Here is a 23,305-nt window from a genome sequence, read left to right on the forward strand (position 1 = left end):
TTCTGTTTGGGTCCCAAAGAACTTTTAAATCTATAGCATTCTCAACTAAACCATAAGTCCTTCAGAAAACCTATCAGAAGGACCTATGGTTTTACTAATGATAAATATATATTTCTTTAAAAGTAATAGTATATGCTTGGTCCATTTATAGGCTATAATTAAAATAAGCTAAAATTATTATGACTATTATCAAGGGAAGGCGAGTGGTTTTTTAGATGAAAATTGCTATTGTATATAATAGAGAAAGCCAAGCAGTAATAAATCTATTTGGAACACTGAATCGCGAAAAATATGGACTAGAAACTATAAAGAATATAAAAGAAGCCTTAATAGCTGGCGGCCATCAGGTTAAAACCTTTGAAGGAGATAAAAATATCATTTCAAAGCTTGAGAAGTTTATGCCCTCGGTTATATCTGGTGAAAGACCTGGCCTTGTACTAAATCTTAGTTATGGAATACAGGGTAAGGGAAGATATATGCATGTACCTGGAATACTGGAAATGTTAGGAATACCCTATGTTGGCTCTGGTCCAGAAACCCACGCAATAGCATTGGATAAAATCGTTACAAAAATGATATTAATTCAAAAGGGATTGCCAACACCAAAATTTACAGTAATGGATAAACCCGACTCACCAATTACTGATAACTTAAGCTACCCTATGATAGTAAAACCTAAAGCAGAAGCTGTTTCATTCGGTTTAAGAATAGTTCATAATGAAGAAGAATTAAGGGAAGGGGTTAGAATAATTTACGAGACCTTCAATAGTCCTACCTTAGTCGAAGAATTTATAGAAGGCAGAGAGGTAAATGTGGGATTATTGGGAAATAATCCTGTACAAGCCCTACCTCCTGTTGAGCTAGTATTTGGAGATGGACTACAAATTTATACCTATGAAGACAAAAAGAATATAAGTGGAAGAAATGTAGAGAAAATTTGTCCTGCCCCCATTTCAAAGGATGAAACTCTACGGATACAAAAACTAGCAATTGATACCTTTGAAGCCTTGGGCTGCTATGATAGTGCAAGGGTGGATTTTAGAATAGATAAAAATGGAAACCCGTATATTTTAGAAGTGAATTCAATGGCAAGCTTAGGCGCCGATGGATCCTTTGTTTATGCTGCAAATGCAATGGGACTAGACTATGTTAATCTTATGAATAGACTGGTTGAGGTTGCATGCGAAAGATATTTTGGTCCCTATATAATAGATAATATAAATGGAGAAGTATCTGATAAAACCATCGGTTTATTTAATACAATAACTACAAACAGAGATAAGATAGAAGGCGAATTGAAGGCATGGACTAACCTTCCAAGCTGGACAGAGGATCATGTAGGGATAAGTACTGCATTAAGAAAACTTGAGGACCGATTAAAGAAGCTTGGGCTAAAGGTAGTAGAAGAATACACTAATGAAAGCTCAGCTTGGACCTGGGAAACGGATGCAGGTTTTAAGGATGGCACCCTCCTGGTGCTTCCAATAGACATTCCAGGAAACAGAACAGGCTTTCCAATCCCTTTTCGAACGGAGCAGGAATGGATATATGGAGAAGGAATTGCATCTAGTCGTGGAGGACTTGTGACGTTGTTAAGTACTCTTAGTGCCTTGAAAGAAGTTAAGAATCTTGACAATAAAAAAATTGGTATTTTTCTGTATACTGATGAGGGAAGAGGAATGAGATATAGCAGTGGTACTTTAAAGAAGGCTGCTAAAAATGCCAAGGAAGTAATTGTCTTGCAATCGGGCTTTAAGGGTGGTAAGGTTGTTAATCAAAGGCGTGGTTCAAAAAAGTATAGCATAGTTGTTGAAGGTGACCCCTTAAGAATAGGCTATCGCTCTAATCAAATAGATGTACTTAGCTACTTTATACAGAAGGCTGAAAAGCTAAAGGAAATTAGTAGCTCTGATAAAAAAATTACAGTAGCTGTCCAAGATGTTCACTCGGAAAGATATAGTGTTTTATTATCCCATAGGGTTCGTGCAACATTGTATATAACCTTTCTAGATGAAAAATTAGCTAAAGATGCAGAGGAGCAAATACGAAATATATTCAAATCTAGTTCTAAGGGGATACAATGCTATATTGAAAAATTAGTAGAAAGACCTCCCTTTATTAAAAACAAGAACAATTTACTCATAAGCAGGTTTACTAATATTGCAGAAAAATGGAACATTCCCTTTGGCATGGAGTCTAGTCTACTGGCCACTGCTGCAGGAGAAATAAATAGTAATATACCTGTTGTATGCGGATTTGCCCCCGCCAGTAAAGGCTTATACACACCGAATGAAGCAATTCACCGTAGAGAGCTAGTCGAAAGAACTCTTCTATTGGCTATGTATTTATTGGGGGAGTAAGATTAAGTAAAACAACCGCAGGGAACGATAACTATCCTTCCCTTTTTAACCATATTTTAGAAAAAAATATTACCTAGAAAACAAATATATATTATAATAAATTAAAGCATATTTTTAGCGCAGAAGGGATTGACTGGGAATAAAGCAATATGAAAAGGGGGATAAAAATGGAGTACAAAATTGTAGGTACTACAATGCCGTTGGTTGAGCTAACCTTAAAGCGGGGGGACGTAATTAAATCACAAGCTGGAGCAATGAAGTGGATGGACAGTCAAGTTCAAATGAAAACCAGTATGGATGGCGGAGTCGGAGGTTTCTTCAAAAGAAAGTTGATGGGAGAAAGTGGATTTTTAAATTTCTTTGAAGCAGAAAGGGATGGGGATCGTATCGCCTTTGGACATACATTTCCTGGGTATATTATACCTATTGAAGTTGATCATCGATCCATCATATGTCAAAAAAGGTCTTTTTTATGTTCTACTATGGACGTAGAAGTCGAAATAGCATTTCAACGGAAATTAGGTTCTGGTTTTTTTGGTGGAGAAGGTTTTATTATGCAAGAGCTAAAGGGCAGTGGAATTGCCTTTGTTGAAATTGATGGAGAAAGTATAGAGCTTGAGCTTAAACCAGGTGAATCAATCAAAGTGGAAACAGGGGCAGTTGGTATGTACGAATCAACAGTTTCCATGAATGTTGAAATGGTAAAGGGCTTTAGTAATATTCTCTTTGGTGGCGAGGGTTTATTTTTAACAACCTTGACAGGACCTGGAAAGGTATGGATTCAAACTATGCCAATTTCCAGTATGGCAGGAGAATTATTCCCATACTTACCCAAGCCTTCAAGTAGATAATATCTGCTATTATAACCTTCTATAGAATACCTATGGAAGGTTTTTGTTTATAGAAGCTTATTAAGGTTAAAAATATATATGATTAACAAAGCTCTTAAATATGTCAAATCCTTCCCAATTGTCTAAGTTGACATGCTATAATTAAATTTATTGGAGGTGTAAAAATGGCAATTGTAGAAGCAACAATAGTGCCACTTGGTACAGGAGATACAAGCATCAGCAAATATGTGGCAGACTGTCACAAAATTCTAAAGAATGAAAAGCAAATTAAATATCAACTAACACCAATGAGTACAATCTTTGAAGGGGAGTTAGATGTAATTTTACAGGTAGTACGAAAAATGCATGAAATACCCTTCGATAAGGGAGCAATGCGGGTATCAACTTCTATAAAAATAGACGATCGTCGAGATAAGAAGGGAACAATGGAGGAAAAAATTAAAGCTGTTGAAGAAAAAATGAAGGACTAGAAAGGATTACATAGGAGGTTTTATGTATAGTTATCCATTATATAGACCGCCAAGTGAGGCGAAAAGTTTAATAATACAAGTAACAGAAGGCTGCTCCCACAATCGATGTAGATTTTGTACCATGTATAAGGGTAAGAGCTTCAGTGTTAAACCTAATACAGAAATTGATGAGCAAATAAATCAATTGCTCCAATGGGATTCTACTAATGATAGAGTTTTTTTAGCCGATGGTAATGTCCTTTGCTTAAAAACCGATAAATTATTAGAAATAATTAATCAGGTGAAAAAATCATTTCCAAATATAAAACGTATCTCCGCCTACGCTGGACCAAGGGATTTAATTAATAAAACAAATGACGAGCTAGAGGCAATTTATAAGGCTGGAATAACAATGCTCTACGTTGGTATTGAAAGTGGGAATGACACTATTCTCACTGGAGTTGATAAAGGCGCCACAAAATCAGAGATAATTGAGGGATGTCTTAAGGCCCAAAAAGCAGGTTTTACTCTATCTGTGATGCTAATCTCTGGACTAGGCGGACAAAGATTGTATCAAAAGCACGCAATAGACTCAGCAGAGGTAGTAAATATCATACAACCAAGCTATCTTAGCTTATTAACACTACTAATCGATGATAACGGAATAGAAGAAGATTTGAATAAAGCTTATGGATATACCGAATTATCTCCTAAAGAGGTACTGGAGGAGACACTAATGTTCTTAAAGGAGTTAAATCTCAATAATACAGTTTTTCGTATGAATCATGCTTCAAATTATTTAACACTGAAAGGTATATTAAATAAAGATTGTCAAAGTCTAATAAGTAAAATAGAGAAGGCTATTGAAGCAGGTGTTTATAACGATACTTATCTTCGAAGCTTGTAATAAGAAGGGAGCTTTTTTATGGCAGAAATTAAGTTTGAAATACGTGAGAGCTTAGGTACTTTATCGGAGTCGGCAAAGGGATGGAATAAGGAGTTAAATTTAGTCAGCTGGAATAACAGAGATCCAAAGTATGATATTAGAGAATGGGATCCTCAGCATGAAAAAATGGGTAAAGGGATAACTCTTTCCAAGGAAGAATTAAAAGCACTGAAGGATATATTGAATTCAGTAGAGTTATAACTCTAAAACTGTATATTGAATAATTAAGATATATTAGAAACCAATGCTCAAAAAAGAGTGTTGGTTTTTTATCTTATTATCACCTCAAAATAATATTTGATAAACATGTAAAGGGCTGAAGGATAATAGAGTAATTTATTTGGATATCAAATAGAGAAGTGGTATTGTATAGATATTTTAAATTTGATTTACCCTTTTAATCCATATAGAATTACAGTGACTGGAATATGGATTAAAATAGGGGGAATTTTTGAATGAAAAGAGTTATTTTGATTTTAATTGTTATGATTTTAACAATAACGCCGATAGGATGTAGTCCTATAGTAGAAGAAAGCGCTGAGCTATTGGAAGGAAATAATCAGGTTGAAAATGAAAATACTGAACCAAGAATACTTAGAGTTGATGAACAAAATCTTGGATATCCATCGATCTACACTGTTTCTCCAAGGGGAAGAGGATACCTGCTTATGAGTCTAATATTTGACACTTTGACCTGGAAGGATGAAAATGGAGTTACAGCAATGCTGGCAAAAGATTGGATAGTTTCTGATAATAATCTGGAATGGACATTTAATTTAGTAGAGAATGCCAACTTTACTGACGGTACAAAATTAACAGCTGTGGATGTAAAATTTTCATTTGAATATATGATGAAGCATCCTCATCAATGGGTTAACTTGAACATGGTGGAAAAGGTAGAAATTTTAGACCAGCATCAAGTAAAAATCTTCTTAAAAGAAGTATATGCTCCATTTATCACTGATGTTGCTGGAAATGTACCTATAATGCCAAAGCATATATGGGAGAAGATTGATGAACCGCAAAAGTTTAATACAGATGAGGCAGTTATTGGGTCAGGACCATTTACATTGGCAAAATATGATATTGATGCAGGCAGTTATATTTTTGAAGCTAATGAAGACTATTTTTTAGGTAAACCTGTAATAGACCAATTAATACTAAGCCCCAATAATCAACCGGCATTATCATTAAAAAATGGAGAATTAGATGCTGCCCAAAGGTTAAGTTATGGAGAAGCAATGGAATTAAAGAGAGAAGGTCAATTTAAAGTTATAGAAGGACCAGGATTATGGGTATACAGAATGTATTTTAATTTTGATATACCAGAATTTAACCAAAAAGAATTAAGGCAAGCTATATATTATGGAATAAATAGGAATGAGATTGTTGAAAAGGCACTGAAAAAGGCTGGAATACCTGGAAATCCTGGACATATCCATCCAGATTCAGATTGGTATTCTGATGTAGTTAAGGAATATACATATGACCCTGACAAGGCTAAGGATTTGATAAATCAAGCTGGTTTATCTGACAAAGCTTTAGAATATGAGCTATTGGTTACAGATGATAGAGTAGATGAAGCAGAAATGATGAAAAAATACCTTGGAGATATTGGTATTTCTATTTCGGTTAAGGCTATGGATCAAAAAAGTGTGGATTCATTAATTAGTGAGGGGAAATTTCAATTGGCCCTTAATGGACACGGTTCATTTGGAGGAGATCCAGTATTACTTGCCAGATTTATTGGTGAAGGGGTAAATTTAGGCTCAACACCTACAGTCACAGCTCAAGGAGGCAAAAAATGGAGCAATGAGATATTTGATGATTTGTTTTTAAAGCAATTGAAGGAAACTGATTACCAAAAACGTTATAAAATTGTTGCGGAGCTACAAAACATTATTGCAGAAGAACTGCCAACATTAACCCTGTATTATAGGAAAATTACATTTGCTTATAATACAGAAAAACTTAATGGATGGTATTATACAAAGGATGGCGTTGCTATTGCAGTGCCTACCACACAAAATAAGCTGATTTATATCAACGGTACATGGGGTAATCAATAGTAATTTAAAGGATTGATAGTATGAATAGTAGTAAATTAAAATATTTGACATTAAAAGTAGCGAATAACCTGTTGTTGATGGTTATGCTAATACTTCTTTCCTTTGCTTTACCGAGGTTAATACCAGGAAGTCCCATTGCTGGTTTTGAGGAGGATATACATATTCTCAACACAATACTTCCTGAGGAGACTTTTAATAGATTTAGTGAATACTATGCACCAAGTGAACCTCTTTCAAAACAATTACTAATATATTTACAAAACATTATTAATTTCGATTTAGGATATTCATTTTATTATGGATATCCTGTCTTAGAAGTAATAAAAGGTAGAATTGGGTGGACATTACTTCTTTCCATAATGTCCATCTTGTTTTCATCTTTAATAGCCATCCCTGCTGGTTTATACTCAGCTATGAAATCTAATAAAACAGATAGAGTATTAACCTTTTCCATTATTACTCTTCAGGCAATACCTGTTTTTATAATTGCATTAATAATTCAACGGATTTTTGCTTACAGATTAGGTTTGTTTCCGTCTCAAGGTGCCTATAGTATAAAAATATATTCAACTACTGTTTCATTTTTTGTAGATGCCGGATATCATTTGATACTACCTTTAGCAGCAAGTGTAATATCCCAAATACCATCCAGCTTTATTCTCATGAGAAACATAGTTTTTAGAATAAAGAATGAGCCTTATGTAGAAATGGCTTATTTTAATAATATCGATGAAATTTCCATTGGATATTTTTATATTTTTAAAAACTGCTTGCCAGAGATAATCAGTAAGTTAAACATTCATTTTATGTATGCTATTGCAGGAACCCTATTTGTAGAAATGATATTTTCATATCCAGGTATAGGATATCTGTTAAGGGTGGCAGTTTCTGCACGTGATTATCCATTAATACAGGGGATATTTTTGGTTATTATTGTATATGCAATTGCCATTAATATCTTATTTGAATGGATTTTATGTCAAGTAAGTCCGAGGGTGAGCCAATGAAAAAAAGAAGGATATCTACTAAGGACTTGGGAATTTACCTGGTTGGGTTAATGATTGTTATTGGTATACTTGCACCATATATTATACCCTATGATCCTGGTGATTTTAGTTATGAACCATTACAGCCACCAAATAGAATGCATTTACTAGGCACTAATTATATGGGTCAGGATATTTTTTCATCATTAATCATGGGATTTAGGGTTAGCATTTTTATAGCTTTATCAAGTGCTTTTATATCAACTCTAATAGGCTCTCTAATGGCAGTAATGTGTGCATACTATAAAGGACCAGTTGAGGCCATCATAATTAAGGCTACTGAGTTGTTTTTAATTCTGCCTGAAATAATTATGATCATGGTATTTTCAGTTTTTGCTGGCCCTGGTATATCCAACATTATTTTAGTAATTTCTTTTTTCTCCTGGAGTCGTGTAACAAGGATTATTTACTGGAAGGCAAAGGTTGCAATGACCTATAATACAATACAATATTCACTTTTATTAAAGGGAGGATTATTTCATACTTTTAAAAAGCTGTGGAAGCACATCTACGCTGGTGTTGTTACAATGTTTATTTTACAATGCAGCAGAGCAATAATGTATGAAGCAAATCTCTCTTTTTTAGGAATTGGCGATCCAACTATTAAATCATGGGGGAGGCTTATCAGACAAGCAATTGACTATGATGGGATTTTTATTGGCAATAGATATATATGGTGGTTATTTCCACCTATTATTTGTATCATCGTTTTAATATGTGCTTTATCCTTATTATCCTTTGATATGGAGAGGGATGAAAATGAGTTAAAGGAGATAACTGTTTATGAAGGCATTGGAGGTAAATAACTTAAAAATATCCTATCGTTGCCATAACCAAATATATAAATACCCAAACTTTACAATAGGAAAAGGTGAGTGCCTCTCAATAATGGGGGCTTCGGGCTGTGGAAAAACCACCTTATTAAATGGCCTTTATAACCTTAATTTCAATGGAAGGGTAAAATATACTACTGCAAAGCTATTTGATGCTGATATTAAGAGCTATAATAAAAAAATTTATGAAGTAGTATCATATTTACCCCAATACTCACAAAGTGCCCTTAATCCATCAATAACTATAAAAGAGCATATTTATCATATAGCAAATGGAATAGCAAAGGATAGTGAAGACTATTTAGAACTACTACAAATTCTAAAGCTAGATAAAGATATATTAAGCTTGTATCCACATCAATTAAGTGGTGGAATGAAACAACGAATTGTATTATTGCTGGGCTCCCTCAAAAATCCTCAATTGTATGTACTGGATGAACCATCCACTGCAATAGATTCTATTACATTAAAGATTATATTAAGCTTTCTTCGCGAAAAAAAAGATAAAGGTACTTCCATGATGATGGTCACTCATGATTATGGATTTTCGCGGCTTATATCAGATGAGATCTTAATTCTGGGTACTTAAGGCGGTGAAAATGATGCTATTAGAGGTTAAAAGACTTCATAAAAGATATAAAAAATCAAAGGAGGAAATTATTAAGGATTTAAATTTAAAAATTGAAGAGGGAAAAGCTATAGGATTATTGGGAGAAACAGGCTGTGGAAAAACAACACTGGCGAAGCTTATTGTAGGCTTAGAAGCACCTGATTACGGAGATGTACTCTTAAACAACCAAAGTCTTCCAGTATTCAGTAAGAGAAGCTTTAATTGTTGTGCTGCCATACAATATATCTTTCAAGACCCCTATAGTAGCCTAGATGTAGATTGCAGCATCGAGGAGGTTTTAATGGAACCAGTTAAATTGTGTCGTAAAAATGGTAGAGAAAACATTATTAATCCACAAGCTGCAATGGAATTGATAGGGATAAAGAATTATGAAGAATGGAGAAAGAAAAAAATAGTTACCTTAAGTGGAGGTCAAAGACAAAAAATTGCAATTGCTAGAGCTATAATACCAAAACCAAAGTTAATTATTGCAGATGAATGTACTTCAATGTTAGATTCAACTTCGGCAAAGGAAATACTAGAAATATTTAAGCTGCTGAAATATCAGTTTAATATGTCTTTTTTGGTGATTACACATCAACTTCTTATTATTGAAGGAATTTGTGATGATATTTATGTTTTAAAGGATGGATGTGTAATCGAAGAAGGCAAAGCAGAGGACATATTAACAAAAGCAAAAAGTAGCTATGTAAAGGAATTGATTGAAAGTATGAAATTGTTTGTGGAGGGTAAAGGATATGAAGATAGTCCATGTAGATCTTAATACAAATGAAATAATAACTAATAATTATAATATTGAGGATATTAGTAAAACAGGTAGAGGATTGGCTACTTCTGTAATTATGGAAATTATAAAACCAGATACTAAATATTTAAGCAAAGAGAACTGTATTGTATTGACTCCGGGTTTATTGACTGGTACTCAAGCACCTTGCACAGGTAGATTAACTATTGCTGCAAAGGGTGAAGACAACGTAGGAATAAAGAGCATAAATGTTGCGGGACCTATTTCTCAGAAACTAGCTTCATTACATATTAGTGCCATAGTTATTCATGGAAAAAGAAAAAACGAAGATTCCTGTGTCTTACATATCAGTGAAGATGAAATTAAAGTACATTCTGTATCAAACCTAAGACATAAATCTGTAGATGATACTATAGACCATTTGCAGGGTATGTGGGGAGAGGATACTTCTATAATAGGAATAGGGCCGGCAGGAGAGCATGTGTTACCCATTGCCAGCGTTTTTAGTACATATAGTAAAGGATATCCCAAATATTATTGTAGTCGAGGAAAAATGGGTGATATATTTGGGTATAAAGGCATAAAGGCAATAGCAGTAACCACTAGAAGTCATTTTAATTCACCCATAGAGGATGAAGCAGAGTTTAGAAAAATGTCAAAAAAATTAGGTAAAATGATAATTCAGCATCCCGTATGTGGTGGAGCACTACCCGCATATGGTTCCATAACCCTTATCCATATGATGAAGGATAAAACCAACTTTTTAGAGAAGCTTAAATTGCAATCCAAAAGGAAAAATATTGCAGGAAGGAAATCAACTGAATCAACAATTAAAATTAACAAAAATTGTGCTCCAAATTGTGTAATAGGTTGTTTAAATAGACATAGTGGTGATACTGGTGAAGATGCATATAGCTCCCCTGCAGAAAGTGAAGCAGTAGCAGCCTGTAAAGAATTGTTCAATATAACAGATGATAAATTTGTGAAGGAAGTAAATAAAAAATGCTTTGAAATGGGTGTTGATACAATTGAATTTCTTTTCAGCTGCAATATGCTCCTTAAAGCAATGAAAAATGAAGCAACCAAAGAAAAAATACATGAGCTAATTAAGGAAGTGGAGCTGGTTACCCCGCTGGGTAGAATTGTCACCAGTACAACTAAGGGTATCCATCCATTATTTGCAGAGGTGCCGGAGATAGAAAAGATGATAACCCTTCCAGCCATTCAAGAAGAAAAGAACTTTATAATAAAGTTACAGAATAGAGTTAAGGGTTGTGAAAAAATTAATGATATGGAAATGCTTTATGGATTTATGACTCTTCTGGGCAACTTGGGAATATGCTTGTTTACATCCTTCGCAATATTAGATATGGAGGAAGGCTTAGAAAATCTTGCACAATTGATTAAGGCAAAAACAGGGATGAGTGTTACATCTGAAGAATTAATTAAAACAGCCCTTAATAGTTTGCAAAAGGAAAGGGCTTACAAAAAAATGATTATATCAGCAGATCTGTCAAACTCAATTCCTGAATTTGTTAAGGTTCTATACAGATATTACTCAGTAGATAGTGAAGTTATTTAATAGAGGGGTATATACCCTCTCAGACTGTTGAAAATCCTCCATCTTCTTCGTTACTGCAAAAACCCAGCACCCTTGCGTATTGCGTATACGCTGCAGTCGCTGGGTTTTCTTGCGCCTTGAATCTGAAGAATTTTGAACAGTCTGGATATTGTTGACTTTTTCAACAACCTCAGATGGGTTTATACCCTCTCAGGCTGTTGAAAAAGTATAAAGTTAATAAAAACCCCGATTTTTTAAACTTAAGTAAATAATAAGTACATTAGCCCCTGAGAGATAGAGACTAACATAAAACCTGCTTAAAATAAGGTGTTGCAATGCATTAAATATAATTTACACATAAAAATAAAACTTTATTTAAATTTTCAAAATCTTTAGAAATAAAGAGATATTTGGATTATTTCAAAGATAATACTATCTAATCACGAAAAATAACGTTTTCCCGGGGTTTGTGTTAATCTTAAGAACTCTATATAATCGATTCTAATATCAAAACACAAATTTAGTGAATAAAAATGCGATGATGGTGTCTGTAATTTATGTAAATGCAGTTAAAGAGAGTCGGTGTTGCTGGAAAACCGATACTGCTTTAAATTACTTCTCTCTCCTGAGCAGTTTCTCTGAAAGGTAGCTTTGTTACTTAGTAGGAGAATACCGGAAGCCCCGTTATAGGCAAAGGTTGATGGACCTGTTGAGAGGTTTCTACTTAAAGGTAGAAACAATTTGGGTGGTAACGCGTGGTAAATACCTCGTCCCTGCATTATATGCAGGGACTTTTTTGTTGGGATTTCCTAACTTTAGAGGTATGAAGGATTAAGAATGTAAGTAAAGGAGGAAGAGTAATGGAAAAGTATGGGTTGGTTATGAAAATTGAGAATCACTTTGGAGTGCTTAATAGGTTATCAGGTTTACTGGGTAGGAAGGGATATAACATCGATAGTTTATCGTTGAATACTACTAATAATCCAGAAATTTATGAAATGACAATTTTTTTTACTGGAGATAAGGTTGTATATAATCAGATGATAAACCTTTTAAATAGAATTATAGATGTTACTCAAATTAATGAACTGCCTTATGGAAAGACCATGAGCAATTAGAAAACAGAAAATGATGAATGTTGAATGTTGAATGTTGAATTGAGATTGAAATTTAACAAGGAATTTTATTTCAGAATCCATATGATATTCAAGCATGAGTAATTTTGTTGAAGATGCAAGAATTGCAAGCTGAAATTTCAAAATATTTTGACATGTATATTTATAAAATTTTAATCATAAAACAAACAAAAATTAAGGGGGAAATGTTAATGAGTAAATTATTTTATGAAAAGGATTGTAGCTTAAGTAAATTAGAGGGAAAGACTGTAGCCGTCGTAGGATATGGCAGCCAAGGTCATGCCCATGCATTAAATCTTCATGATTCAGGAGTAAAGGTAATAGTAGGTCTTTATGAGGGAAGTAAATCTTGGAAGCTGGCTGAAGAAGCTGGCTTAAGGGTTGCAGTAGCAGCTGAAGCTGTTAAAGAGGCAGATATAGTTATAATTCTTGTAAATGATGAAAAACAGCCAATGCTGTATGAAGAAAGCATAAAACCCAATTTATCAGCAGGAAAGTATTTAGTGTTTGCCCACGGCTTCAATATCCACTACAACCAAGTTGTACCACCAGAGGATGTTAACGTATTTATGGTGGCACCTAAGGGACCAGGGCATACGGTTAGAAGTCAATATGAAGAAGGTAAAGGTGTACCATGTCTTTTCGCTGTATATCAAGATGTTTCTGGTGATACTAAGGAAATTGCCTTGGCATATGCAGCAGCAATTGGTGGAGCTAGAGGTGGAATCCTTGAAACAACCTTTAAGGAAGAGACTGAAACAGACCTTTTCGGTGAGCAGGCGGTACTATGTGGTGGAATATCTGAGCTAATTAAGGCAGGCTTTGAGGTATTGGTTGAAGCAGGCTATCAACCCGAAAGTGCATATCTAGAGTGCTTACATGAAATGAAGCTTATTGTTGATATGATAAACAAGGGTGGGCTAAGCTACATGAGATACTCCATAAGTGATACTGCTGAATATGGAGACTATAAAGTTGGAAAGCGGATTATAACCGAAGATACTAAGAATGAGATGCGAAAAGTTTTGAGTGAAGTTCAGGATGGCACCTTCGCAAAGGATTGGATTCTTGAAAATAAAGCCAACAGACCAAGCTTCAATGCCAAGAGAAGAATGGAGCAAAATCATCCTATGGAAGTTGTAGGAAGACAGTTAAGAGAAAATATGAGCTGGATGAAAAAGTAACTTAAAAAGGAATGATAGGTATGAGGGAGAAAATTCACATATTTGACACAACCTTGAGGGATGGTGAGCAGTCACCGGGCTGTAGCCTAAATATTCAAGAGAAGCTTAAAATAGCCAAACGATTAGAGCTATTAAGGGTGGATGTAATCGAGGCTGGCTTTGCAATAGCATCACCTGGGGACTTTGCTTCAGTTAAGGCAATTGCAGAAACAGTTAAAGATTGTAGAGTAGCAAGCCTATCGAGGGTTTTAAAAAAGGATATAGATGCTGCATGGGAGGCTATTAAGATGGCTGCTGCCCCTAGGATTCATACCTTTATTGCAACTTCAGATATTCATATGCAATATAAGCTGAAAATGAGTCCCGATGCTGTACTTCAGCAGGCTGTAGATGGAGTTAAGTACGCTAAAGGCTTTTGCAATGATGTTGAATTCTCAGCAGAGGATGCATCTAGGAGTAACCCAGAGTTTTTATATCGCATCTTTGAGGCAGTAATTAAGGCCGGTGCTACAGTGATAAATGTTCCAGACACTGTGGGATATACAATGCCAGAAGAATTCTTTAAGTTAATAAAAGGTATTAAAGAAAATGTCAGTAACATTGATAAGGCAACAATATCTGTACATTGTCACAATGACTTGGGGATGGCTGTAGCCAACACAATTGCTGCTGCAAAGGCTGGGGCAACTCAATTGGAATGTACTATAAATGGTATTGGAGAAAGAGCTGGAAATGCAGCGTTAGAAGAGTTGGTAATGACATTTCATACAAGAAGAGATTTATATAACTATGATTTAAATATAGATACAACACAAATTTATCCAACCAGTCGTCTAGTAAGTAAGCTGACAGGCGTTAAGGTCCAGCCTAACAAAGCAATAGTGGGAAATAATGCATTTGCCCATGAATCGGGTATACATCAGCATGGCGTACTAGCCAATAGAGAAACCTATGAAATAATGACTCCTGAATCTGTTGGCCTTACCCAAAACAAAATGGTGTTGGGGAAGCACTCTGGAAGACATGCATTTGAAGACCGACTTAAGGATTTGGGTTATCAGTTGCCAAAGGTAGATATAGATAAAATATTTGATGATTTTAAGCTATTGGCAGATAAGAAAAAAGTTGTATACGATGGGGATTTAGAGGCACTGGTTCAAAATAAGAATGGTGTACAAAAGGAAGTATATAAGTTAAAGGAATTTGTTATCAATAGTGGTAACCTAATAACGGCTACAGCTACAATAAAGCTAAGTAAAGATGGTGAAGAAATGACCTGTGCATCAACTGGAGATGGACCAGTTGATGCAGCCTTAAAGGCCGTAGATAATATGATTGATGATCATTTTGTACTGGAGGAGTACTCACTAAATGCAGTCTCTGAGGGTAAGGATGCCCAAGGGGAGGTTATAGTTAGAATATCCAGTAATAAAACAAATCGTTTATATTTAGGTAGAGGCTTAAGTACAGATATAGTTGAATCCAGCATAAAGGCCTATTTGAATGCTATTAACAAGTTGCTTAATGAATTAGAATTCCATGGGGAGGTGAAGCTTAATGAAAAATAATATAGTTGTCTTCGATACTACCTTAAGGGATGGTGCTCAGGCTGAGGGAATTTCCTTTTCTGTAGAAGATAAGATAAAGATTACACTGGCGTTGGATAAAATGGGAGTAACCTATGTAGAAGCGGGTAATCCCGGCTCTAATCCAAAAGACTTAGAGTATTTCAAAAGAATGAAGGAAATACAGTTAAAGCATGCTAGATTAACGGCCTTTGGTAGTACCAGAAGAGCTGGAATACCAGTCAAAGATGATAAAAATCTACAATCCTTATTAAAGGCTAATACAAAGGACGTGGCTATATTTGGTAAGAGCTGGGACTTTCATGTAACTGATATTATTAAGACTTCACTTGATGAAAACCTAAGTATGATTCAAGATACAATAGCCTATTTAAAAAATAAGGGGAAAAATATTATATTCGATGCTGAGCATTTTTTCGATGGATATAAAAACAATCAGGAGTATGCCATGAAAACCCTTAAGGCAGCAGTAGATGGTGGAGCTGAATGGTTGGTTTTATGTGATACAAATGGTGGCTTCTTTCCTCTAGAAATATTTGAAATCACAAAGCATGTGGTTGATAGCTTCCCTGTAAAGGTGGGAATTCATTGTCATAATGATGGTGGAATGGCAGTTGCAAATACTATTTCAGCCGTAGAGGCAGGTGCTCAACAGGTCCAGGGAACATTTCTTGGTTTTGGAGAACGTTGTGGTAACGCCAACCTAAGTACAGTTATTCCTAACCTACAGTTGAAGCGACAAAAATCTTGTATCTTGGGAAATCAGCTACAAAACTTAACCTCAACTGCTAGATATATTGCTGAAATAGCAAATGTATCAATTAATGAAAGAGAGCCCTATATAGGCAACTGTGCCTTCTCCCATAAGGGTGGTATGCATATAGATGGCGTCAATAAAGCTCATCATTCCTTTGAACATGTTAATCCTACCCTGGTTGGAAATGAAAGACGATTTTTAATGTCTGAGGTATCTGGTAGAAGTACAGTACTATCAGAAATACGAAAGGTTGACCCCAGCATAACAAAGGAATCAGATGAAGCTCAAAGGATAATAGATTTATTAAAGGAATACGAGCACGTAGGCTATCAATTTGAAGGGGCTGAAGCCACTGTTGAGCTACTAATTCGGAAGAAGCTGGGGAAGTATAAGCCATTCTTTCAGCTGAAGTACTATAAAATAATAGGGGAAGATCAAGCTTCAAATGAATATAGCTCCACTGCATATATAAAAGTAAATGTAAATAATGAGGATGAAATATCCATAGCTGAGGGAAATGGACCAGTCAATGCACTTGATAAAGCCCTCAGAAAGGCTTTAGAGGTCTTTTACCCAGAGCTTAAGGATGTACATCTTACTGACTATAAGGTTAGAGTATTAGACACAAACGACGCAACAGCTGCAACCGTCAGGGTTCTTATAGAATCTACAGATGGTGTTAATGTTTGGAATACTGTAGGAGTATCAACTGATATTATTAAAGCCAGCTGGATAGCGTTGGTGGATTCAATAGAATATAAACTATTAAAAGATATCGAGCAGAAAAAAGAAGCATTTCTTTAGAAGAGGGGGCATATTGATGGGCATGACTATGACACAAAAAATCCTTGCCAAGCATGCAGGGTTAGAGAAGGTAGAAGCAGGTCAATTAATACAGGTTAATCTAGATTTAGTACTGGGAAATGATATAACTTCTCCAGTAGCCATAAAGGAATTCTTAAAAACAGGTGTAAAAGATGTATTTGATAGAAGCAAGATCGCAATTGTACCTGATCACTTTACACCTAATAAAGATATACAATCAGCTGAACAATGTAAATACGTTAGAGAATTTGCTTATAAACACAATATAGAGAACTACTTTGAAATTGGAGAAATGGGAATAGAGCATTGTCTATTACCTGAAAAGGGATTGGTGGTTCCTGGAGATGTTGTAATTGGAGCAGACTCCCATACCTGCACCTATGGGGCATTGGGGGCATTTTCAACGGGAATTGGGTCAACTGATATGGCGGCGGGGATGGCAACTGGTAAAGGATGGTTTAAAGTACCCGGCGCGATAAAATTTGTTTTAACTGGAAAGCCAGCTAAATATGTTAGTGGCAAAGATGTGATACTGCATATTATTGGAAAAATTGGCGTTGATGGAGCACTGTATAAGTCAATGGAATTTGCAGGGGATGGCTTAAAGCATCTTTCTATGGATGATAGGTTTTCTATGGCCAATATGGCAATTGAAGCAGGCGGAAAAAATGGGATATTTCCTGTTGACGAAAAAACCATTGAATATGTAAATAACCATTCAAATAAGCCTTACACAGTATATACCGCCGATGACGATGCTGTTTATGATGAAATATATAACATTAATTTATCGGAGCTTCGACCAACTGTAGCATTTCCACATCTTCCAGATAATACCCGAACTATTGATGATGTAGGAGATGTGAAGATAGATCAAGTGGTTATTGGTTCTTGTACAAATGGTAGATTAGAGGACTTGAGGATTGCTGCAGAGCTATTGAAGGGTAAAAAAGTGACGAAGGGTGTAAGGGTAATTGTTTTTCCAGGTACTCAGAAAATATATTTGGATGCAATGAAGGAAGGCTTACTGGAGATATTTATAGAGGCAGGAGCAATTGTGAGCACACCAACCTGCGGACCATGCTTAGGAGGACATATGGGAATCCTAGCTAAGGGAGAAAGAGCAATAGCTACAACTAACCGCAATTTCGTGGGAAGAATGGGCCATCCTGAGTCTGAGGTATATTTAGCAAGTCCGGCCGTTGCTGCAGCATCAGCCATTGCAGGAAAAATTAAAAATCCGGAAGAAATCTAAAATTGAGGTGAGATAATTATGGAGGCAACAGGTAAAGCATTTAAATATGGAAATAATGTTGACACAGATGTTATTATACCTGCTAGGTATTTAAATACATCAGATCCAAAGGAATTGGGAAAGCACTGCATGGAGGATATTGATACAACCTTTGTAGAGCGGGTACAAGAAGGAGATATGATTATCGCCAATAAGAATTTTGGATGCGGCTCATCTAGAGAGCATGCACCTTTAGCTATAAAGGCTTCTGGAGTGTCCTGTGTAATAGCTAAGTCCTTTGCTAGAATTTTCTATCGAAATGCAATTAACATTGGACTGCCGATTTTAGAGTGTGACGAAGCGGTGGACGGAATTGAAGCTAACGATAAAATAAAGGTTGATTTTCAAAGGGGTATTATATTTAACGAAACTAAGAATGAAACATATCAGGCTCAACCCTTTCCTGAATTCATTCAAGAGATAATTTCTAGTGGAGGATTAGTATCCTACATTCAGAAGCAAATGAAATAAGTTGAGGGATAGGAGGAGACCTAGATGATAATAAATATTGCAGTAATTAAAGGGGATGGCATAGGACCAGAGATAATCGATGGAGCCATTGATGTACTGAAGAAAGTTGAAGAATACTATGGACACCGTTTTCTCTTCAAAGAAGTATTAGCTGGTGGTAGTGCCATTGATGTGACAGGAGAGCCATTACCGAAGGAAACGATACAGGTATGTAAAGAATGTGATGCGGTTCTTTTGGGGGCTGTAGGAGGGCCAAAGTGGGATCACCTCTCTGGAGAATTACGTCCTGAAAAAGCACTTTTAAGCCTAAGAGAGGAATTAGGGCTGTATGCTAATTTAAGACCAGCAGTTTTATATGAGTCTTTAAAGGGAGCGTCCCCTTTAAGGGATGAGCTATTAAGTAATGGAATAGATATTTGTGTTGTACGAGAGTTAACAGGCGGTATCTATTTTGGAGAAAAGGGACGAAATCAAAAGGGGAAGCTTGGAGAAGCTGCCTATGATGTTGAAATATACAGTGTTGGAGAAGTAGAAAGAATTGCTAAAGTTGCCTTTGAAATAGCAGCCAAAAGAAAGGGCAAGGTTACCAGTATTGATAAGGCCAATGTACTGGAAAGCTCTAGGCTTTGGAGAAGTGTTGTGACCAATGTAGCTAAACAATATGTAGATATTGAATTAGAGCATATGTACGTAGATAATGCCGCTATGCAGTTAATAAGAGATCCAAATCAATTTGATGTTATTGTAACCTCCAATATGTTTGGAGATATATTATCTGACGAAGCCAGCATGATTACAGGGTCAATTGGAATGCTACCCTCTGCCAGCCTTGGGTATGGGTCAAAGGGTATGTATGAGCCAATACATGGATCTGCTCCAGATATATCGGGAAAAAATATAGCTAACCCTATAGCAACAATTCTTTCGGCTGCTATGATGCTTAGACATTCCTTTAAGCTGGAGGAAGAAGCTAATTCAATCGAAAAGGCAGTTGAGGCTGTGCTTAGGGAGGGATATAGAACAGCAGATATAACCTCTGCCGGTATGAAGCTGGTGGGTACAAAGGAAATGACAAAACTGATAATTAATAAGTTAGGAGTTATGAGTTAATACAATTAACTATTAGTTGTTCACTGTTTTCAAAATTACAAGGGGTGAGATTATGAGAAGTGATCGAATAAAAAAAGGAATAGAGAGGGCGCCCCATCGAGCTTTGCTAAAATCAATGGGGTATACCGATGAAGAGCTACAACGTCCATTAATTGGAATTGTTAACTCCCATAATGAAATAGTACCGGGTCATATAAACTTAGATAAAATAGTAGATGCTGTAAAGACTGGTGTATTAATGGGTGGAGGAACCCCTATAGTATTTCCTGCTATTGGAGTCTGTGACGGAATTGCCATGGGTCATGTAGGTATGAAATACTCATTAGCATCTAGAGAGTTAATAGCAGATTCAATTGAAGCAATGGCAATAGCCCATGGATTTGATGCACTGGTAATGGTGCCAAATTGCGATAAAATTGTACCAGGTACACTGATGGCTGCAGCTAGAATAAATATACCAACAATTATTGTAAGTGGGGGGCCAATGCTTTCTGGAAGAGTAAAAGGTGAAAGAGTAAGTGTTTCTAACGTATTTGAAGCAGTTGGTTCCGCCATGGCTGGCAAAATGTCAGAGGAAGAGTTATATGAATATGAAGAACATTCTTGTCCAGGATGCGGTTCATGTGCTGGAATGTTTACTGCAAACAGTATGAATTGTCTAACTGAGGTATTGGGTATGGGCTTGCCGGGGAATGGAACCATACCAGCGGTTTATGCAGAGAGAATTAGACTTGCGAAAAAAGCAGGAATAAAAATAATGGAGCTATTAGAAAAAGACATTAAGCCAAGGGATATAATGACAAAGGAAGCATTTGCAAATGCATTAACTATCGATATGGCCTTAGGCTGTAGCACAAACAGTATACTTCATCTAACGGCTATTGCCTATGAAGCAGAGATAGATTTTAATCTTGATATGGTCAATAGAATTAGCGATATAACACCCAATCTATGTAAACTAAGCCCCGCTGGTCCCCATCATATAGAAGATTTGTATGCAGCTGGGGGAGTTCAGGCGGTAATGAAGGAGTTATCTAAAAATGGCTTAGTTAATACAGAAGCTTTAACCGCCACAGGGGATGTAGTAGGTAAAAACCTTGAGGTTGCAGAGGTTAAAGATTATACAGTAATAAAGGCTATTGATGAGCCCTATAGTAAATCTGGTGGAATAGCAGTGTTAAAGGGTAACCTAGCCACCGAAGGCTGTGTAGTAAAACGATCGGCTGTATCTCCTAAAATGATGAAACACAGCGGACCTGCCAGAGTCTTCGATTCTGAAGAGGAGGCAATTGAAGTAATACTAAAAGGTAACATCAATAGGGGTGAAGTAATAGTAATACGATACGAAGGGCCAAAGGGTGGACCTGGAATGAGAGAAATGCTAGCCCCAACTGCTTCTATAGCTGGGATGGGCTTAGATGAAGATGTTGTCCTTATAACAGACGGAAGATTCAGTGGAGCAACGAGAGGCGCTTCAATAGGACACATTTCACCGGAGGCTGCTGAAGGGGGCACAATAGCACTGGTTAAAGAGGGCGATATTATTTCAATAGATATAACAAAGGGAAGCATACATCTGGAGGTGTCAACAGAGGAGCTGGAGTTACGAAAGACCAGCTGGAAGCCACCATCAGCCAAGATAACCCGTGGATATCTAGCTAGATATTCCAAGCTGGTAAAATCAGCAAGTACTGGTGCAATATTATCAATAGATTAATGGATAAGAAGGAGGGAGGATTAAAATGTTACTAACTGGTGCAGAAATAACAATTGAATGTTTAAAGGAACAGGGAGTAGATGTAGTATTTGGTTATCCTGGAGGTGCAGTTATAAATATTTATGACTCATTATATAAAAATAGAGACAGTATAAAACATATTTTAACCTCCCATGAGCAAGGGGCTACACACGCTGCTGATGGATATGCCAGGTCAACTGGTAAGGTGGGGGTATGTATGGCAACTTCAGGCCCTGGAGCCACAAACCTAGTAACAGGAATTGCTACTGCTTATCTTGACTCAGTACCCTTAGTGGCAATTACTGTTAATGTATTGGCTTCTATGTCGGGTAGAGATAGCTTTCAGGAGGTGGACATTGCTAGTGTAACAATGTCTATAACTAAGCATAACTTTGTTGTAAAGGATATTAATAAGCTGGCAGATACAATTCGGAGAGCCTTCTATGTTGCACAGGAGGGTAGACCAGGTCCAGTATTAATTGACATACCTAAAGATATTACTATTCAAGCTACCGATTATGTTGCAAAAAAACCACAAGAAATAACGAGACAAGTAAAGGGAATTGATTCTAATGGAGGCCGACTTAAGGAGGCTCAAGAGCTTATTCGGAAGTCACAAAGACCCTTAATTTTTGCAGGTGGAGGAGTAATTAGATCAGAAGCCTGTCAAGAACTTAGAAGCTTTGCAGAAACAATAAAAGCTCCAGTTGCCAATAGCCTGATGGGATTAGGCGGTTTTCCTGCTGACCACCAGCTTTTTACTGGCATGATGGGAATGCATGGTAGCTTGGTATCCAGTAAGGCCGTTACAGAGTGTGACCTTTTAATTGCAATAGGAACACGGTTTAGTGACAGAACAGTTTGTAATGTAAAGGGTTTTGCACCAAAGGCTAAAATTATCCATATAGATATTGATCCTCTTGAAATCAACAAAAATGTACAAGTAGACTGTCCTATTATAGGAGATGTTAAAACGGTTTTGAAGAAATTAAATCAACCTGTTGAGGCTTCAAATCGAGAGGTGTGGTTAAAGAAAATCAAAAACTGGAAGGATCAATATGAAGTACAAGATGCTGCTAATGAAGAAGAACTAAAGCCCTATCATATACTGGCGAAAATACAAGAGCTGACAAAGGGTGAGGCAATTATTACCACAGAGGTTGGGCAAAATCAAATGTGGACTGCTCAGCACTATAAATTCACTAAACCAAGAACCTTTATATCTTCCGGTGGTTTAGGAACAATGGGCTATGGATTAGGGGCCTCTATAGGTACCCAAATAGGTAATCCAGAAAAAACTGTAATCAATATAGCTGGAGATGGCAGCTTTGTAATGAATTGCAATGAACTTGCCACAGCAGTTAAATACAATATACCAATTATAGTGGTGATTTTAAACAATCGATCATTAGGTATGGTTAGACAGTGGCAGAGTCTTTTCTTCCAAGGCCGCTATTCAGAAACTGTACTGGATAGACAGACCGACTTTGTTAAAGTAGCAGAAGCCTTTGGCGCAACAGGATTTACTATTAGAAAACCACAAGAGATACATGAAGTTTTGATAAGGGCATTAGAAACAGAAGGACCTGTAATTGTAAACTGTGAAATTAATAAGGATGAAATGGTGTATCCAATGGTAGCCCCAGGAGCTTCAATTAATGAAATGATTACCGAGAAATCGCTGGGTTAGGTATTACAGAAAACATAAGCCGT

General features: G+C 36.3%; 20 protein-coding genes and 1 other annotated feature. All 20 genes read left to right on the forward strand.

The window, feature by feature from the left end:
• The first annotated feature begins 215 nt into the window (after positions 1-215).
• The 20 genes from BLP68_RS13995 (at position 216) to ilvB (ending at position 23,282) form a co-directional block, all read left to right on the forward strand.
• The gene (locus tag BLP68_RS13995; RefSeq protein ID WP_091545069.1) at positions 216-2,360 is read left to right on the forward strand and encodes a M20/M25/M40 family metallo-hydrolase; all 2,145 of its coding nucleotides are present in this window, start codon (positions 216-218) and stop codon (positions 2,358-2,360) included.
• Positions 2,361-2,527: 167 nt separating this feature from the next.
• On the forward strand, positions 2,528-3,211 hold the full coding sequence (locus BLP68_RS14000) for a TIGR00266 family protein (RefSeq protein ID WP_091545071.1): 684 nt from the start codon (positions 2,528-2,530) through the stop codon (positions 3,209-3,211).
• A 164-nt stretch (positions 3,212-3,375) separates the two neighbouring features.
• Complete coding sequence (locus BLP68_RS14005; RefSeq protein ID WP_091545073.1) at positions 3,376-3,681, forward strand: MTH1187 family thiamine-binding protein; 306 nt, start codon at positions 3,376-3,378, stop codon at positions 3,679-3,681.
• A 22-nt stretch (positions 3,682-3,703) separates the two neighbouring features.
• The gene (locus BLP68_RS14010) at positions 3,704-4,567 is read left to right on the forward strand and encodes a radical SAM protein (RefSeq protein WP_091545074.1); all 864 of its coding nucleotides are present in this window, start codon (positions 3,704-3,706) and stop codon (positions 4,565-4,567) included.
• Positions 4,568-4,585: 18 nt separating this feature from the next.
• A complete protein-coding gene (locus BLP68_RS14015) occupies positions 4,586-4,807 on the forward strand; it encodes a YdbC family protein (protein ID WP_091545076.1) in 222 nt (73 codons plus the stop codon).
• A 254-nt stretch (positions 4,808-5,061) separates the two neighbouring features.
• Positions 5,062-6,675 carry an ABC transporter substrate-binding protein gene (locus tag BLP68_RS14020; protein ID WP_091545078.1) on the forward strand — a complete coding sequence of 538 codons (1,614 nt, stop codon included), beginning with the start codon at positions 5,062-5,064 and terminating at the stop codon, positions 6,673-6,675.
• A 20-nt stretch (positions 6,676-6,695) separates the two neighbouring features.
• Positions 6,696-7,682, forward strand: coding sequence for an ABC transporter permease (locus tag BLP68_RS14025; protein ID WP_091545080.1), 987 nt, complete (start codon positions 6,696-6,698; stop codon positions 7,680-7,682).
• Positions 7,679-8,527: an ABC transporter permease gene (locus BLP68_RS14030; RefSeq protein WP_091545081.1), complete on the forward strand. Its 849-nt coding sequence runs from the start codon at positions 7,679-7,681 to the stop codon at positions 8,525-8,527. Before BLP68_RS14025 ends, BLP68_RS14030 begins: the two co-directional genes overlap by 4 nt.
• Positions 8,505-9,143, forward strand: coding sequence for an ATP-binding cassette domain-containing protein (locus BLP68_RS14035; RefSeq protein WP_091545083.1), 639 nt, complete (start codon positions 8,505-8,507; stop codon positions 9,141-9,143). The genes BLP68_RS14030 and BLP68_RS14035 overlap by 23 nt, the downstream gene beginning before the upstream one ends.
• A gap of 10 nt (positions 9,144-9,153) precedes the next feature.
• Positions 9,154-9,948, forward strand: coding sequence for an ABC transporter ATP-binding protein (locus BLP68_RS14040; RefSeq protein WP_091545084.1), 795 nt, complete (start codon positions 9,154-9,156; stop codon positions 9,946-9,948).
• Positions 9,923-11,512, forward strand: a complete 1,590-nt coding sequence (locus BLP68_RS14045) for an aldehyde ferredoxin oxidoreductase N-terminal domain-containing protein (protein ID WP_091545086.1) — start codon at positions 9,923-9,925, stop codon at positions 11,510-11,512. The genes BLP68_RS14040 and BLP68_RS14045 overlap by 26 nt, the downstream gene beginning before the upstream one ends.
• A 508-nt stretch (positions 11,513-12,020) precedes the next feature.
• Positions 12,021-12,269: a binding site (T-box leader), on the forward strand.
• 82 nt (positions 12,270-12,351) lie between these two features.
• On the forward strand, positions 12,352-12,609 hold the full coding sequence (gene ilvN / locus BLP68_RS14050; protein ID WP_091545088.1) for an acetolactate synthase small subunit: 258 nt from the start codon (positions 12,352-12,354) through the stop codon (positions 12,607-12,609).
• Positions 12,610-12,818: 209 nt separating this feature from the next.
• Positions 12,819-13,811 (forward strand): ketol-acid reductoisomerase, encoded by a 993-nt coding sequence (gene ilvC / locus BLP68_RS14055; RefSeq protein ID WP_091545090.1) that lies wholly within the window; start codon positions 12,819-12,821, stop codon positions 13,809-13,811.
• Between the two features lie 20 nt (positions 13,812-13,831).
• On the forward strand, positions 13,832-15,379 hold the full coding sequence (locus BLP68_RS14060; protein ID WP_091545092.1) for a 2-isopropylmalate synthase: 1,548 nt from the start codon (positions 13,832-13,834) through the stop codon (positions 15,377-15,379).
• On the forward strand, positions 15,369-16,958 hold the full coding sequence (gene cimA, locus BLP68_RS14065) for a citramalate synthase (RefSeq protein WP_091545094.1): 1,590 nt from the start codon (positions 15,369-15,371) through the stop codon (positions 16,956-16,958). The genes BLP68_RS14060 and cimA overlap by 11 nt, the downstream gene beginning before the upstream one ends.
• A 16-nt stretch (positions 16,959-16,974) precedes the next feature.
• Entirely contained in the window at positions 16,975-18,234 is a 1,260-nt protein-coding gene (gene leuC, locus BLP68_RS14070) for a 3-isopropylmalate dehydratase large subunit (protein ID WP_091545096.1), read from the forward strand.
• A gap of 18 nt (positions 18,235-18,252) precedes the next feature.
• A complete protein-coding gene (leuD, locus tag BLP68_RS14075; RefSeq protein ID WP_091545098.1) occupies positions 18,253-18,744 on the forward strand; it encodes a 3-isopropylmalate dehydratase small subunit in 492 nt (163 codons plus the stop codon).
• Positions 18,745-18,768: 24 nt separating this feature from the next.
• Entirely contained in the window at positions 18,769-19,854 is a 1,086-nt protein-coding gene (gene leuB / locus BLP68_RS14080) for a 3-isopropylmalate dehydrogenase (RefSeq protein ID WP_091545099.1), read from the forward strand.
• 52 nt (positions 19,855-19,906) lie between these two features.
• The gene (gene ilvD / locus BLP68_RS14085) at positions 19,907-21,571 is read left to right on the forward strand and encodes a dihydroxy-acid dehydratase (RefSeq protein ID WP_091545101.1); all 1,665 of its coding nucleotides are present in this window, start codon (positions 19,907-19,909) and stop codon (positions 21,569-21,571) included.
• Between the two features lie 25 nt (positions 21,572-21,596).
• On the forward strand, positions 21,597-23,282 hold the full coding sequence (ilvB, locus tag BLP68_RS14090; protein ID WP_091545102.1) for a biosynthetic-type acetolactate synthase large subunit: 1,686 nt from the start codon (positions 21,597-21,599) through the stop codon (positions 23,280-23,282).
• Positions 23,283-23,305: the final 23 nt, after the last annotated feature.

The sequence above is a fragment of the Alkaliphilus peptidifermentans DSM 18978 genome, from assembly GCF_900101495.1.
GTDB lineage: Bacteria > Bacillota > Clostridia > Peptostreptococcales > Natronincolaceae > Alkaliphilus_C > Alkaliphilus_C peptidifermentans.